Here is a 14,812-nt window from a genome sequence, read left to right as displayed (position 1 = left end):
GTACTTCGCGGAACCGCGGATCCGGCCCCGTCCCCCCGCCCGCCCGCAGCCGGGCGAGCACGTTCCCCTGCTCGATGGTGCTTCCTCGTCTCGTCTTCACAGCCCGGTTCTCATCGGCCGCTCCCTTGCGGTGTGCCGGGCGCGCCTGCGCCTCTGCCCGGAGAAACGATCGGGCGGTGGGCCGGGTTACGGCCCACCCGGCGCGTCAGCGGCGCAGATCGTCGGGGAGCATGCGCGCGAGGGAGCGGACGGCGCGGTACTGCAGCGCCTTGATGGCGCCCGGCTTCTTGCCCATGACGAGCGCGGTCTCGGCGACCGACAGGCCGTGCAGGAACCGCAGGACGACGCATTCCTGCTGCTCCGAGCCGAGCCGCCGGACGGCGAGCAGCAGCGTCCGGTTGGTCAGCGCGTCGAGGACGGTCCGCTCCGGCCCCTCGTGGTGGCGGGCCGGCTCGATCAGCTCGGCGGTGCAGACCTCCAGCCGGTAGCGGCCGGACTTGAAGTGGTCGGCGACGAGGTTCCGGGCGATCGTCACCAGCCAGGCGCCGAAGTCCTTGCCCTGCCAGTGGAAGTCGCAGATGCGGCGGAGGGCGCGCAGGAACGTCTCGCTCGTCAGGTCCTCGGTGAGGGAGTGCGTCCCGACCCGGTAGTAGATGTACCGGTAGACGAGCTCGACGTAGTGGTCGTAGAGGGAGCCGAACGCGTCGGCGTCGCCGTCCCGGGCGCGCAGGACCAGCGCCTTCAGGACCTCCGCCCGGTCGGATCCGGGCTCGGCGCGCCGGGAACGCCGAGGAAGCGGGATGACCCCGGCATCGAGGGACAAGCTGCTCATGCAGTTCTCCTCGGGGCGTACGCGACCTCCGGCGTGATCTGCCACTCTAGATACCGGAAGGTACGGGAAGCAATGGCCGGTTTCGTGGGGCCTTTCCCGCTCTTCGGCGGCGCGGTTACCCGTCCGCTCGCGGCATCGGGCACCATTAGGCGCGATGGTCTCCGCTCTTCTCGCGCTTCTGGCGACCCTTGGCGCCCTGGCCGCCACCGGGTTGCTGGTTCAGCGCGCCCACAAGGACCGGCTGCTCTACCTCATCGCGTGGTCCTTCACCCAGGTCGGGCTGACGCTCGCGCTGCTGTGCATGGCCCTCGGCTTCATGATGGGGTTCAACGGCCCGCTGTTCCGGGTCATGGAACTCGGCGCCGCGCTGATCGGGCCGGTGTGGCTCGCGCTCGGCATGGTCGAGCTGATCGCGCGCTACGTGCAGGTGCGGTTCGCGGGATGGCTGTTCGCGATCTCCTACACGGTGGTCGCGATCGTGATCCTCATCCTGGACCCGCTCAAGGGCTCGCTGTCCAAGAGCCTGCCCAAGCCGGGCTCCACCTACGACGCGCTGCCGCTGCTGCTGATCGACGGCGCGCACGTCGTCGCGGTGGTGTCCCTGGCCGCGTGCACCGGCGTCACCGCGTGGCTCGCGAGCAAGCAGGACCAGGAGGCCGCCGAGCTGCTGATCCCGGTCGCGCTGGTCGCGCTCGCGGGCGTGCTGGTCGTCAGCGGCACCCGCGGGTTCCTGCCGGCGCCGCTCGCGGTGATCGCGCTCGGCGCCGCGGTCGGGCTCGTCTGGTACGGCGCGATGCGCACGATCCCCGTCTACGACGAGGACGGCGACTACGACGAGTACGAGGGCTACGACGACCAGGACGGCTACCGGCCCGCGACCGGCTACGAGGAGCAGCCGTACGCGGCGAAGCCCGAGCCCGTCCCGGCGCCGACCCCCTCGCCCGAGCCGCGCCGCGGCGAGCTGCGCTTCCCGGAGCCGTCCGTCGAGGAGCTGCGCTTCTCCGACAACCCGGCCGGGCCGACCGCCGTCGACGGCCTGGGCGGCCCCGCCGGGCTGCCCGGCCTGCCGGGCGCCCCGGTGCCCGCGCCCGGCGGTGACCTGGCGAACGCGTGCGGCCAGATCACCGTCTACACGCTGCTGGACGGCCGCGAGGACGCCTTCGACCGGCTCGCCGCCGACCTGGTGAAGGCCGCGCTGGCGGCCGAGCCGGACACGGTGATCTTCGCCTGCCACGAGGTGGTCGGCGGCCCCACGCAGCGGATCTTCTACCAGCTCTTCCGGGACGAGGCGGCGTTCGCCGCGCACCGGGGCCAGGCGCACCTGCGCCGGTTCCTGGCGGAGTCGCGCACGCACGTGCTGGCCACGAACGTGATCGAGCTGAAGCTCGGCCCGGCCAAGGTGCCGCTGCCGGCGCCGGGGGTCCCCGGGAGGTGACATGCCGGACGAGATCATGATCACGCTGCTCGGCAAGCCGGGCTGCCATCTGTGCGACGACGCCCGCGCGGTGATCGAGCGGGTCGCCGGCGAGCTCGGCGTCGCGTGGGAGGAGCGCGACATCACGCAGTCGGAGGCCGACTACGAGCGGTACTGGGAGCAGATCCCGGTCACGCTGGTCAACGGCGTCCAGCACGACTTCTGGCGCGTCGACGAGGACCGGCTGCGCGCCGCCGTCGGCAAGCTCCGCTGACCGGCGAAAACCCGCCGGGGGTGTCGGGTCGGTCACATCCGAACGACATTCGGGTTGTGGGCCCGTAGGCTGGAAGGCCCAGTGGGGCGGCGTTTCCGCGCGTCCGCCCGGCCCGTCCGACCGGGGGGTGACTTTGTGCGCGTGTTCACAAAGGCTTAACCTGGTGGCCAGCCCTGGGGGCGGTCGGGCCGCGGTCGTCAGGCCGTTACCGAGCCGCGCAGGCCGGGGCGAGGGGGCCATCCGGCGCCCCGTCCCCAGCGTCGAGCTTGAAGAGCAGGCCGTGACACCTCGACAGAACCGGCACCGCGACCGCGCGGGCCGCGGCATCCCCGAAGCCACCGTGGCGCGGCTCCCGGTGTACCTGCGGGCGCTCACCGGGCTCCAGGAGCGCGGCGTCGCGACCGTCTCCTCCGAGGAGCTGGCGGCGGCCGCCGGCGTGAACTCGGCCAAGCTCCGCAAGGACCTGTCCCACCTCGGCTCCTACGGCACGCGCGGCGTCGGCTACGAGGTCGAGTACCTCGTCTACCAGATCTCCCGCGAGCTCGGCCTCACGCAGGACTGGGTGATCGCCATCATCGGGGTCGGTAACCTGGGCCGTGCGCTGGCCGGCTACGGCGGTTTCGCGTCCCGCGGCTTCCGCGTGGCGGGCCTGCTGGACGCGGACGAGGCCATCGTCGGACAGGAGATCTCCGGCATGACGGTGGCGCACATCGACCGGCTGGAGGACATCATCGCGGGCCACGGCGTGTCCATCGCCGTGATCGCGACCCCCGCGGGCGCCGCCCAGGGAGTCTGCGATCGCGTGGTGGCCGCGGGCGTGACCAGCGTCCTGAACTTCGCCCCCGTCGTGCTGTCGGTGCCCGACGGGGTCGACGTGCGCAAGGTCGACCTGTCGATCGAGCTGCAGATCCTCGCGTTCCACGAGCAGCGCAAGGCCGGCGGGCCGGACGGCTTCGCCCCGCTGGCCGCGGGCGACGCGCCGCCCGGGACTTCGCAGTACGTAGAGACGGTTGAAGCATGAGCCGGGTCAACCGGGGGACCGGAACCGGAACGGCGGCGGGGCGGGCGTGAGGCGGGCGATCATGAGCGAGGACGCGGCATGAGCATTCTGGTGGTGGGTCTCAGTCACCGCAGCGCGCCCGTGGCGGTGCTGGAGCGGGCGGCGGTGGCCGGGGACGACCTGGCCAAGCTGCTGCACGCGGTGCACGACTCGGCGAACGTCGTCGAGGCCGCGATCGTCTCGACGTGCAACCGGGTCGAGATCTACGCCGTGGTCGACAAGTTCCACGGCGGCGTGTCCGCGATCTCCGAGCTGCTGGCCCTGCACTCCGGCGTCCCGATGGACGACCTGTCCCGGCACCTGTACGTCCACTACGAGGAGCGGGCCGTCCAGCACGTGTTCGCGGTGGCGTGCGGGCTGGAGTCGATGGTCGTCGGCGAGGGCCAGATCCTCGGCCAGATCCGGCAGGCGTTCAAGCTCGCGCAGGACGAGGGGACGCTCGGCCGCGACCTGCACGACGTCCTGCAGCAGTCGCTGCGGGTGGGCAAGCGCGCCCACCACGAGACCGGCATCGACAAGGCCGGCGCGTCGCTGGTCAGCGTGGGCCTGGACGTCGCCGCCCGGCACCTCGGCCCGCTGGACGGGGTGCGCGCGCTGGTGGTCGGTGCCGGGTCGATGAGCTCGCTGGCCGCGGCCACGCTGAGCCGCGCCGGGGCGGGCGAGGTGGTGATCGCCAACCGCACGCACGCGAACGCCGTCCGCCTCGCCGAGTCGCTGGACGCCCCGTCCCGCGCGATCGACCTGGCCGACCTGGACGACGCGCTCGTCGGCGCCGACCTCGTGGTGTCCTGCACCGGCGCGACCGGCCTGGTCCTGACGGCCGCGCAGCTGGCGGCGCGCGGCGTCGGGGACGACGGCCGGCGCCGCTTCTTCCTGGACCTGGCGCTCCCGCACGACATCGAGCGGTCCGTCCGCGAGCTGCCCGGCGTCGAGCTCGCCGGGCTGGACGACCTGCGCACCGCGCAGGAGGCCGCGAGGGCGATCGGCCCGGCGGCCGTCGAGGCCGTCCGGCGGATCGTGTGCGAGGAGGTCGAGGCGTTCCTCAGCGCCGCCCGCGCCGCCGCCGTCGCGCCGACCGTGGTCGCGCTGCGCAGCAAGGCGGCGAAGGTGGTGAACGCGGAGCTGGCCCGGCTGACCGGCCGGCTGCCGGAACTGGACGACCGGGACCGCAAGGAGATCGAGCAGACCGTGCGGCGCGTGGTGGACAAGCTGCTCCACGCGCCGACCGTCCGGGTCAAGGAGCTGGCGGCGGCGCCGGGCGGCGACTCCTACGCCGACGCGCTGCGCGAGCTGTTCGACCTGGACCCGAAGGCCCCCGAGGCGGTGGCCCGCGCCGACATGCGCGAGGACGAGCCCGCGGCCGAGATCGCGCCGGAGTGCGCGGAGGCGGACTGCGTCAGCCCCGCGCCCGTGTCGGCGAACACCGTGGCGAGCGCCGTGCCGCCGGACGGTGTCAACGTGGAGACGGTGAACGCCCAGGCCGCGAGCGTCCGGGCGGTCAGCGCCCGGCACGCGGCCCCGGGGCGTGAAGGAGACGAGACGTGACTACTGGCAAGGGCCGCGCGCTGCGGCTCGGCACCCGCAAGAGCCTGATGGCGACGACGCAGTCGCAGGGCGTCGCGGACGCGTTGACCCGGCTGACCGGGCATGCCGTGGAGCTGGTCGGGGTAACGACGCAAGGTGACGTCTCCAAGGCCCTGCTCGCCCAGATCGGCGGCACGGGCGTGTTCGTCAACGCCCTCCGCGACAAGATCCTGTCCGGTGAGGTGGACTTCGCCGTGCACTCGCTGAAGGACCTGCCGACCTCGGAGACGCCGGGCATCGCGCTGGCCGCGACGCCGCGCCGCGACGACCCGCGGGACGCGCTGTGCGGGCCGTCCAAGCTGGCCGACCTGCCGCGCGGCGCCCGCGTCGGCACCGGCTCGCCGCGCCGGGTCGCGCAGCTGCGCGCGCTCCGCCCGGACCTGGAGATCGTGCCGATCCGCGGCAACGCCGACACCCGGCTCCGCAAGATCGCCGACGGCGAGCTGGACGCCGTGGTGCTGGCGCACGCGGGCCTGAAGCGCATCGGCCGGCTGGCGGAGGTCGGCGAGGTCTTCGACCCCGACCAGATGCTGCCCGCGCCCGGCCAGGGCTCGCTCGCCCTCGAATGCCGCGCCGACCGCACCGACCTGCTGGAGCTGCTTGGAACGGTCGACGACGCCCCGACCAGGCGCGCCGTCACCGCCGAGCGGACGATCCTGGCGGTGCTGGAGGCGGGCTGCTCCGCTCCCGTGGGAACATACGCTGCCGAAGTAGATGAAGAGCTGCATCTGACCGCGACCGTCGCCGCGTACGACGGGAGCCGGCAGATCAGGCTGTCCGCAAGCGGCCACCCGGATGCCGCCGAGCAGATCGGCCGCGACCTCGCGGCCCGGCTGCTCGCGCAGGGGGCCGACCAGTTGATGGGGGAGCGCGATTGAGCCCCGCCGCGAAGAGCACCGCCGCCGAGAGCAGGGCGGGCGAGAGCAAGGCCGCCAGGAGCACCAAGGGCGCGGCCCCGGGCGCGTCCCCGGCGGCGCGCCGGACGACGGAGCCGGGGACGGTCGCGATCGTCGGCATGGGCCCGGGTGACCCGGGGCTGCTGACGCTGCGCGCCGCCGCCGAGCTGGAGCGCGCCGACACCGTCATCGTCAGCCGCGCGCACTGCCCCGACGACGTCCTCGCGCACTGCCGCGCGGACGCCGAGATCGTCGACACCGCCGAGGGCGACCCGGTGAAGATGGCCGTCCGCGCCGCCAAGGCCGGCCGGCGCGTGGTCCGGATGTTCGCCGGCGACCCGGGCGTCGCCTGCGGCCTGGCCGCCGAGGGCGCCGCGCTGCACAAGGCGGGCGTGCCGTTCGAGGTCGTGCCGGGCGTGTCCGCGGTGACCGGCGTGCCGGGCTACGCGGGCATCCCGCTGACCGACCCCGAGCACCGCGAGTTCCGGTTCGTGGACGCCTCGTCCGGCGGCGTCGACTGGGAGGCGTTCGCGAGCGACTCCGCGACGCTCGTCATCACCGGCGCGGAGGGCGCGGTCGCCGACGTGGCCAAGGGCCTGGTCGCGGCCGGGCGCCCCGACTCCACCCCGGCCGCCATGACGAGCCTCGGCACCACCACCGAGCAGGAGACGGTCGTCTCGACGCTGAGCAGGCTCGCGGCCGACACCAAGGGCATGGAGTCGCCCGCCATGATCATCGTGGGGGACGTCGTGGCCTGGCGCGACCGGCTGTCGTGGTTCGAGACCAAGCCGCTGTTCGGCTGGCGGGTGCTGGTGCCGCGCACCAAGGAGCAGGCCGCGACCCTGTCGGACCAGCTCCGCGGGTACGGCGCCGTCCCGGACGAGGTCCCGACGATCTCCGTCGAGCCGCCGCGCACCCCCCAGCAGATGGACCGTGCCGTCAAGGGCCTCGTCACCGGCCGCTACGAGTGGGTGGTGTTCACCTCCACCAACGCGGTCAAGGCGATCCGGGAGAAGTTCGTCGACTACGGCCTCGACGCCCGCGCGTTCGCCGGGCTGAAGGTCGCCGCCGTCGGTGAGCAGACCGCCGCCGCGCTGGTCGAGTTCGGCATCCAGCCCGACCTCGTCCCGGCCGGGGAGCAGTCCGGCGAGGGCCTGGCCCGCGAGTGGCCGCCCTACGACGAGGACCTCGACCCGATCAACCGGGTGCTGCTGCCGCGCGCCGACATCGCCACCGACGTGCTGATCGCCCGGCTGACCGAGCTCGGCTGGGAGTGCGAGGACGTGACCGCCTACCGGACGGTCCGCGCCGCGCCGCCGCCCGCCCCGATCCGCGAGGCGATCAAGGGCGGCGGGTTCGACGCGGTGCTGTTCACCTCGTCGTCCACGGTGAAGAACCTGATCGGCATCGCCGGCAAGCCGCACAACGTGACGGTGATCGCGGTGATCGGGCCGCAGACCGCCAAGACCGCGCAGGAGTACGGGCTGCGCGTCGACGTGATGGCGGAGAAGCCGTCGGTATCGGCCCTCGCCGAGGCGCTCGCGGAGTACGGTGCGAACCGGCGGGCGGCCCAGATCGAGGCGGGGGACCCGCTCCGCAAGCCCAGCCAGATGCGCCGGGGGGCCCGGCGCCGGAAGTAGACCATCCAGAGGAACCCATGTCCGCACAGTTTCCCGTCGCCCGGCCGCGGCGGCTGCGCCGCACGCCCGCGCTGCGCCGGCTGACCGCCGAGACGCGGCTCGCGTCGGCCGATCTCATCCTGCCGATGTTCGTCAAGGAGGGGATCACCGAGCCGCAGCCGGTCGCGTCCATGCCGGGCGTGTTCCAGCACACCCGCGACAGCCTGCGCAAGGCCGCGCACGAGGCGGCCGAGGCCGGCGTCGGCGGCATCATCCTGTTCGGGATCCCGGCGGTGAAGGACGGCACCGGCTCCGGCGCCGACGACCCCGACGGGATCGTCCAGCTCGCGCTGCGCGACCTGGCGGCCGACCTCGGCGACGCCGCCGTCGTCATGACGGACCTGTGCCTGGACGAGTACACCGACCACGGGCACTGCGGCATCCTCACCGACGCGGGCGAGATCGACAACGACGCGACGCTGGAGCGGTACGCCTCGATCGCGGTCGCGCAGGCCGCGGCGGGCGCGGCCGTGGTCGGCCCGTCCGGCATGATGGACGGCCAGGTCGGCGCGATCCGGGGGGCGCTGGACGCCGCCGGCCACCCCGACGTCGCGATCCTGGCGTACTCGGTGAAGTACGCGTCGGCGTACTACGGCCCGTTCCGCGACGCCGCCGAGTGCGCGCCGCAGTTCGGCGACCGCTCCACCCACCAGCAGGACCCGGCGAACGCCGACGAGTCGATCCGCGAGGTGCTCCTCGACCTCGACGAGGGCGCCGACATGGTCATGGTGAAGCCAGCGGGCGCCTACCTCGACATCGTCCGCCGCGTCCGCGACACGGTGGACGTGCCCGTCGCCGCCTACCAGGTGAGCGGCGAGTACGCGATGATCGAGGCGGCCGCCGAGAAGGGCTGGATCGACCGCGAGCGCACCATCATGGAGTCGCTGGTCTCGATCCGCCGCGCCGGCGCCGACATGGTCCTCACCTACTGGGCGACCGAGGCCGCCAGGATGGCGTCCTGACGCAGGCCAGGACGGTCCCTAGTTACTTAGGGTCGTTTTCTGGGGGTTGCCGTGTCTGGGCGTGACACGTACGGGCATCATCGGTAACCAAGGAACCCACGCGCGACCTTGGGCTATTGGGGGGCGAGATGCTGGCGGTCACTGGGCACAGGCGGCAGAAGGCGGCACGGAACAACCGGATGGCCGCGGTCGCGCGGGAGTACGCGGAGCTCGGATGGCCGTGCTATCCGGGCGCCCACGTCGGCGCCGACCGAGCGTGCTCCTGCGACCGGATCGGGTGTCCCGACCCGGGCGCGCATCCGGTATCGGCGGCGTGGGCGCACCAGGCCAGCGTCGACCCCGACGTGATCGCGCGCTGGTGGGAGAAACGCCCGCAGGCCAACATCATCCTGCCGACGGGCCGGGTCTTCGACGTGTTCGACGTCCCGGCCGCCGCCGGCGCCATCGCCCTCGACCGGATCGAGCGGGACGAGCTTCCCGTCGGTCCGGTCGCGTCGTTCGGGGGCGAGCGGTACCTGTTCTTCGTCGCGACCCGCGGCGCGCCCGTCGACGAGGACGAGTGGTGGTCGTGCCACCTCGACACCCTGCCGGAGGACGTCGCCGAGACGCCGGGCATGCGGTGGCACTGCCGCGACAGCTACGTGGTCGCGCCGCCGTCCGTGCTGCCGTACGGGCGCGAGGTGGCCTGGGTGCGGCCGCCCGAGCGCGACTCGCTGCCCGACCCGCTGCGCCTCCTGGAGGTCCTCGCGGACGCCTGCGAGGGCGCCTGACCCGGTGCTGGGCCTGACTCGGCGCGGCGCCTGTCTCAGCGCCGCGCCTGTCTCAGCGCCGCGCCTGACCCCGCCCCGCGCCCGGCTCAGCGCGGGGCGTTGATGGCGGGCGCGGCGCCCCACTTGGTGTAGGAGCCGTGCTGCACCTGGTTGCGGCCCTTCTCCGCCCCGGCGCGCACCCAGAACTTGACCGGGCGCTGCCGGGCGTCGAGCTTGATGGCGAAGGTGATCTTCTCGACGCCGGTCGCCTGCGCCATCCGCGCGTACATGGGGCCGACGCCGGGGGCCTCCGCCAGCTTCGCGGCGGGCGCCTCCCCCTCATAGATCGCTCCCGACTTGGCGAGCTTCGTCGCCGTCCGCAGCAGGGTGGTGAGGTTCGCGACGGAGCTGCCCTGGCGGACCTGGTCGGCCACCGCCGGGTAGCCGCGCCCGCCGAACGCCGACGGCCGCCACTGCTTGCCGACCCGCACGTACAGCCGGTCCTCGACGATCACGGCGCGCACCGGCTTGCGGGCCGCGCCCGACCCGCTGATCGTCATGGAGTAGGCCGCGGGGCCGAGCGTGCCCTTGCCGCTGAGGGGGAAGCCGCAGCAGCCGGTCTGCCAGTAGCTGAACGTCGCGCCCGGGGTCTGCGCCACGGCCCGGTCGATCCGCTCGATGAGCGGCGCCGGGTTCACCCCGCCGGCCGGCAGGGTCGGCTGGGGGCTGCTGGTCTGCGCGGGCGTCGGCACCGGTTCGGGCGGCGGCGACGCCTTGTCGTCCTTCTTCAGGAGCGTCGCCGCGCCCGCGCCGCCTCCGGCGAGGACGACCAGGGCGACGGCCGCGGCCACCCACGGCACGCGGGAGCGGCGGCCGGGCTGCTTGCCGGCGACGACCGGGTTGCGGCCGCTGCTGCGGGACGGCTTGGGCTTCGGCGGCTCCGGCTGCAGCGCGGCCTGCGCGGCGAGTTCGGTGAGCCGGCCGCGGCCCTGCGCCTCCCACGACGGCCCGTAGGCGGAGACGGCCGCGTCCTCCAGCGCGCCGAGGAAGTCGGCGGCGGACTTCGGGCGGTGCTCCGGCTCCTTCGCGAGGCCCTGGTGGACGAGCGTGCGCAGCGGCCCCGGCACCTCCTCGGCCGGGACGGCCGCCTCGCGGTGCAGCCGCGCCATGTTGCGCCCCGCGTACGGGGGGCGGCCGGTGAGGCACTCGAAGAAGACCGCGGTCGCGGCGTACAGGTCGGTGGCGACGGTCGCGGGCTCGCCGTCCCACAGCTCGGGCGCCGCGTACTGCGCGCCGGACCGCACCTCGGTGCCGGCGGGCGCCGTCGCGAAGTCGGTGAGCCGGGCGTTGCCGTCGGCGTCGACCAGGATGTTCGACGGCCGCAGCGCGCCGTGCACGACGCCGTGCTCGTGCGCGGCGGCCAGGCCGAGGAGCACCCCGCCGAGCAGCGACAGGGCCGCCAGGGGGCCGCTCGGGCCCTGCGCGGCCAGCACCCGGCGCAGGCTGACGCCCTCGACCCACTGCATCACGATCGCGGCGCCGTCCGCGGACTCCACGAAGTCGTAGAAGTCGACCACGTTGGGGTCCTCGAGCTGGGACAGGGGACGCGCCGCGGCGCGGAACCGCGCCAGAAACGCCTCGTCGGCCGCGAGCGCGCCGTCGAGGTATTTGATCGCGACCTTCGTGCCGGTCGGGTCGTCGACCGCCAGCACCACGCGGCCCGAGGCGCCCCTGCCGAGCTCCCGCTCGTGGGTGAAGCCCGGGACCGTCCAGCCGTCAACCACGTTGAAAGCCCATCCCTCCGATGTCGTACTTGGTGGAATATCGGCCCGTACGGCGCGAGGTCAAGGCAAGTCGCCGAACTGCAACTGAGAGACTGCAACCGTGACTGATTTCGATCGCTCCCGCCAGCTGTTCGACCGTGCCGCCGGGGTCGTGCCCGGCGGCGTCAACTCGCCGGTGCGGGCCTTCGGCGCCGTCGGCGGGACGCCCCGCTTCATGGCGTCCGGGCAGGGCCCGTACCTGACGGACGCCGACGGCAACACCTACGTCGACATGGTGTGCTCCTGGGGTCCGCTGATCCTCGGGCACGCGCACCCGGCCGTGGTCGAGGCGGTGCGGGACGCGGCGGGCCGCGGCACGTCCTACGGGGCGCCCACCCCGGGCGAGGTGGAGCTCGCCGAGGAGATCGTGGCGCGCACCCCGGTGGAGAAGGTCCGGCTGGTCAACTCCGGGACCGAGGCGACGATGTCGGCGATCCGGCTGGCGCGCGGCTTCACCGGACGCACCAAGATCGTGAAGTTCGCGGGCTGCTACCACGGGCACGTGGACTCGCTGCTCGCGGCGGCAGGGTCGGGCGTCGCCACGTTCGGGCTGCCCGACACGCCCGGCGTCACCGGCGCGACGACCGCCGACACGCTGATCCTGCCCTACAACGACGTCACCGCCGCGGAGATGGCGTTCCACGAGCACGGCACCGACATCGCGTGCGTCATCACCGAGGCCGTCCCGTGCAACATGGGCGTGGTCCCGCCGCTGGACGGGTTCAACGCGCTGCTGAAGCGGCTGTGCGAGCGGTACGGGGCGCTGCTGGTGATCGACGAGGTGCTCACCGGGTTCCGCGCGTCCGCGTCCGGCTGGTACGGGATCGAGGGCGTCGCCGGCGACCTGATGACGTTCGGGAAGGTGATGGGCGGCGGGCTGCCCGCCGCCGCGTTCGGCGGCCGCGCCGACATCATGGACCACCTCGCCCCGGCCGGGCCGGTCTACCAGGCGGGCACCCTGTCCGGGAACCCGCTCGCGACCGCCGCCGGGCTCGCCACGCTGCGCAACGCCACCGCCGACGTCTACGCGGCCATCGACCGGTCGGCGGAGATCGTCGGGCAGGCGGCGTCGGAGGCGCTGGAGCGGGAGGGCGTGCCGCACGTCCGGCAGAACGCCGGCAGCCTGTTCTCGATCTTCTTCAGCGACGCGCCGGTGGGCGACTTCACCGCCGCGCAGCGGCAGGACTCCAAGGCGTACGCGGCGTTCTTCCACGCCGCCCTGGAGCGCGGCGTGTACCTGCCGCCGTCGGCGTACGAGGTGTGGTTCCTGTCGGCCGCGCACGACGAGGAGGCGCTGGGACGCATCCTGGACGCCCTCCCGCACGCCGCCCGAGCCGCCGCCCAGGCGTCGTCCTAGCGGGCCCTGGCCGCCGCCTAGAGGGCCTGGAAGGCCGCCATGGCGGCGGCGACGGATTCGGGGCGCGGTGCGCGCAGGGGAGCGCGCACCGCCGGGTCGTCGATCAGCCCGACCTCGGCCAGGCACGCCTTGAGGACGGCGGGCGCCGGTTCGCCGAACAGCGCGTCCGCCATCGGGAGCAGCGCGTTGTGGAGCTTGAGGGCGTCCGTCCCGTCCCCGCGGGCCATCGCCGCGTAGGCGGACGGCGCGAGGCACGCGCACGCGGCGATGCCCCCGGCCGCGCCGAGCCGCAGCATCGGGTAGATGTACGCGTCGTCGCCGCAGAGGATCGCCTTGCCGGGGTTGGCCGCCAGCATGACCAGCGTGTCGTGGTCGATGCCGCCCGCGCAGTGCTTCATCCCGGTGACGCAGTCGAGCGCGAGGATCCGCAGGAGGGTCTCGGCGGACAGGGCCTTACCCGTCCGGTACGGGATGTTGTAGGGCAGGAGGGGGACGTCCACGGCCGCGCCGATGGCGGCGAAGTGCTCGACGACGGCCTCGTCCGAAGGGCGCAGGTAGTACGGGACGACGACCAGCAGCGCATCGGCGAACGCGGCGCGCTCGCGGGCCTGCTCGATCGAGTCGGCGGTGCCCATCGTCCCCGCGCCGACGATCAGCGGGACGCCGGACTCGCGGGCGACGCCGCCGCACACCTCCAGGACCGTCCGCCGCTCCTCGGGCGTGAGCATCGCGGCCTCGCCGGTGGTGCCGAGCGCGACCAGGCCGTCCACGCCGTTCGCCAGGCAGTGGACGGCGAGGCGTTCGAGCGACGCGGCGTCCACCTCGCCGGTGCGGGTGAAGGGTGTGACGAGCGAAGCGTGCATTCCCCGCATGTCTGCCATCGCGTGCATGTCAGCTCACCTCACGGGTTCGGAGCCTGCGGAGGGCCGCGCGGGGCCACCGCGGCCGGACGGTGCCGGCGGCGACCCCCGCGATGATCAGCGCGGCGCCGGCGAGCTGCACCGCCGTCATCCGCTCGTCCAGCAGGAGCGCCGCCGACACCAGCCCGAACGGCGGGACGAGCAGCGAGTACATGGCGACCGTCCCGGCCTCGTACCGGCGGATCAGCCAGCCCCACGCGCCGAAGCCGAACAGCGTGGCGACGTAGGCGATGAACGCGAGCGAGGCGACCCCGGCGACCGACAGGTGCCGGGCGGAGTCCGGCAGCGCCCCCGGCCCCTCGAAGACCAGCGACAGCGCCAGCAGCGGGAGGGGCGGCACGAGCGACATCCACACCATGAACCCGAACGCGTCCACCGGCTCCTTCGTGACCTGGTTCATCCGCCGCATCCCGACGTTCGCCAGGCCCCAGCCGGCCGCGCCGCCGAGGCAGACCAGGAACGCCCCCACAGGGGAGCCGCCCTCCGCCCGCGCCGCGCCGAGCAGTGCGACGCCGCCGAACGCCACGACCATGCCCGCGACCTGCCGGGCGCCGAGCCGCTCGCCGAGCAGCGCGCCCGCGAACAGCGCCGTGAAGACCGCCTGGACCTGGAGGACGACCGACGCGAGCCCCGCCGGCATGCCCATGTTCATGCCGAGGAACAGCAGCCCGAACTGCCCGACGCCGAGCGGCACCCCGATCAGCACGAACCAGCGCGCGGCCACCGGCGGGCGGCGGACGAGGAACACCGCGGGCAGCGCGGCGGCCGTGAACCGCAGGGCGGCCATCAGCAGCGGCGGGAAGTCCTCCAGCGCCACCTTGATGGGAACGAAGTTGAACCCCCACAGCGCCGCGATCACGGTGGCCAGCAGGACGTGGCGCGATCTCATCCCCCGATCGTGCCCCCGCCATTTTCTTTAGGACAAGCGAGAAATGCTTGACATCTCGTTTTAGTATTGCTTCATGCTTGATCTGGAACGGCTGCGCGCCCTCCATTCGGTCGCGACCTACGGCTCGGTCAGCGCCGCCGCCGACGTGCTGCACGTCACCACCTCGGCGGTGTCCCAGCAGCTCGCGAAGCTGGAGCGGGAGACCGGGCAGAAGCTCCTGGAGCGCAACGGCCGCGGCGTCCGGCTGACCGACGCCGCCGAACTGCTCGTCGCCCACGCCGAGCGGATCCTGTCCCTCGTCGAGCAGGCGCAGGCCGACCTGGAGGCGCACCGCGGCTCCGTCGTCGGCCAGCTCACCCTCGCCGCCTTCCCC

Annotated in this window: 14 protein-coding genes; 10 read left to right on the top strand and 4 right to left on the bottom strand. The window is 73.8% G+C overall.

What is annotated here, in order from left to right:
* Positions 1-205 precede the first annotated feature (205 nt).
* Complete coding sequence (locus ETD96_RS27280; protein ID WP_138639350.1) at positions 206-832, bottom strand: sigma-70 family RNA polymerase sigma factor; 627 nt, start codon at positions 830-832, stop codon at positions 206-208.
* Positions 833-986: 154 nt separating this feature from the next.
* On the opposite strand from ETD96_RS27280, the gene ETD96_RS27275 reads away from it, so the two are divergent.
* The 8 genes from ETD96_RS27275 (at position 987) to ETD96_RS27240 (ending at position 9,471) form a co-directional block, all read left to right on the top strand.
* Complete coding sequence (locus ETD96_RS27275) at positions 987-2,267, top strand: putative quinol monooxygenase (RefSeq protein WP_138639349.1); 1,281 nt, start codon at positions 987-989, stop codon at positions 2,265-2,267.
* Position 2,268: 1 nt separating this feature from the next.
* Complete coding sequence (locus ETD96_RS27270) at positions 2,269-2,520, top strand: glutaredoxin family protein (RefSeq protein WP_138639348.1); 252 nt, start codon at positions 2,269-2,271, stop codon at positions 2,518-2,520.
* Positions 2,521-2,800: 280 nt separating this feature from the next.
* Positions 2,801-3,541, top strand: coding sequence for a redox-sensing transcriptional repressor Rex (locus ETD96_RS27265; RefSeq protein WP_138639347.1), 741 nt, complete (start codon positions 2,801-2,803; stop codon positions 3,539-3,541).
* A 78-nt stretch (positions 3,542-3,619) separates the two neighbouring features.
* Positions 3,620-5,125 (top strand): glutamyl-tRNA reductase, encoded by a 1,506-nt coding sequence (locus ETD96_RS27260; protein WP_240808270.1) that lies wholly within the window; start codon positions 3,620-3,622, stop codon positions 5,123-5,125.
* A 47-nt stretch (positions 5,126-5,172) separates the two neighbouring features.
* Positions 5,173-6,042 (top strand): hydroxymethylbilane synthase, encoded by an 870-nt coding sequence (hemC, locus tag ETD96_RS27255; protein ID WP_240808271.1) that lies wholly within the window; start codon positions 5,173-5,175, stop codon positions 6,040-6,042.
* A gap of 128 nt (positions 6,043-6,170) precedes the next feature.
* A complete protein-coding gene (locus ETD96_RS27250; protein ID WP_274704646.1) occupies positions 6,171-7,700 on the top strand; it encodes a bifunctional uroporphyrinogen-III C-methyltransferase/uroporphyrinogen-III synthase in 1,530 nt (509 codons plus the stop codon).
* Between the two features lie 17 nt (positions 7,701-7,717).
* The gene (gene hemB / locus ETD96_RS27245) at positions 7,718-8,701 is read left to right on the top strand and encodes a porphobilinogen synthase (protein WP_138639345.1); all 984 of its coding nucleotides are present in this window, start codon (positions 7,718-7,720) and stop codon (positions 8,699-8,701) included.
* 179 nt (positions 8,702-8,880) lie between these two features.
* Entirely contained in the window at positions 8,881-9,471 is a 591-nt protein-coding gene (locus ETD96_RS27240; RefSeq protein WP_240808268.1) for a bifunctional DNA primase/polymerase, read from the top strand.
* A gap of 86 nt (positions 9,472-9,557) precedes the next feature.
* Here the strand turns inward: ETD96_RS27240 and ETD96_RS27235 are convergent, their stop codons facing one another.
* Positions 9,558-11,234 (bottom strand): serine/threonine-protein kinase, encoded by a 1,677-nt coding sequence (locus ETD96_RS27235; RefSeq protein ID WP_138639343.1) that lies wholly within the window; start codon positions 11,232-11,234, stop codon positions 9,558-9,560.
* Between the two features lie 100 nt (positions 11,235-11,334).
* On the opposite strand from ETD96_RS27235, the gene hemL reads away from it, so the two are divergent.
* Positions 11,335-12,630: a glutamate-1-semialdehyde 2,1-aminomutase gene (gene hemL / locus ETD96_RS27230; protein ID WP_138639342.1), complete on the top strand. Its 1,296-nt coding sequence runs from the start codon at positions 11,335-11,337 to the stop codon at positions 12,628-12,630.
* Positions 12,631-12,647: 17 nt separating this feature from the next.
* Here hemL and ETD96_RS27225 read toward each other — a convergent pair whose 3' ends face one another.
* Both ETD96_RS27225 and ETD96_RS27220 read right to left on the bottom strand, forming a co-directional pair.
* Positions 12,648-13,520: a dihydrodipicolinate synthase family protein gene (locus ETD96_RS27225; protein WP_138639341.1), complete on the bottom strand. Its 873-nt coding sequence runs from the start codon at positions 13,518-13,520 to the stop codon at positions 12,648-12,650.
* A 1-nt stretch (position 13,521) separates the two neighbouring features.
* Entirely contained in the window at positions 13,522-14,439 is a 918-nt protein-coding gene (locus ETD96_RS27220) for an EamA family transporter (RefSeq protein WP_138639340.1), read from the bottom strand.
* Between the two features lie 73 nt (positions 14,440-14,512).
* Between ETD96_RS27220 and ETD96_RS27215 the strand changes: the two genes are divergently transcribed.
* Positions 14,513-14,812, top strand: a 300-nt coding sequence (locus ETD96_RS27215; protein ID WP_138639339.1) for a LysR family transcriptional regulator, incomplete at its 3' end; no start/stop codon positions are given.

The organism is Actinomadura geliboluensis (assembly GCF_005889745.1).
Lineage (GTDB): Bacteria > Actinomycetota > Actinomycetes > Streptosporangiales > Streptosporangiaceae > Spirillospora > Spirillospora geliboluensis.
This window is presented reverse-complemented; position numbering and strand designations above follow the sequence as displayed.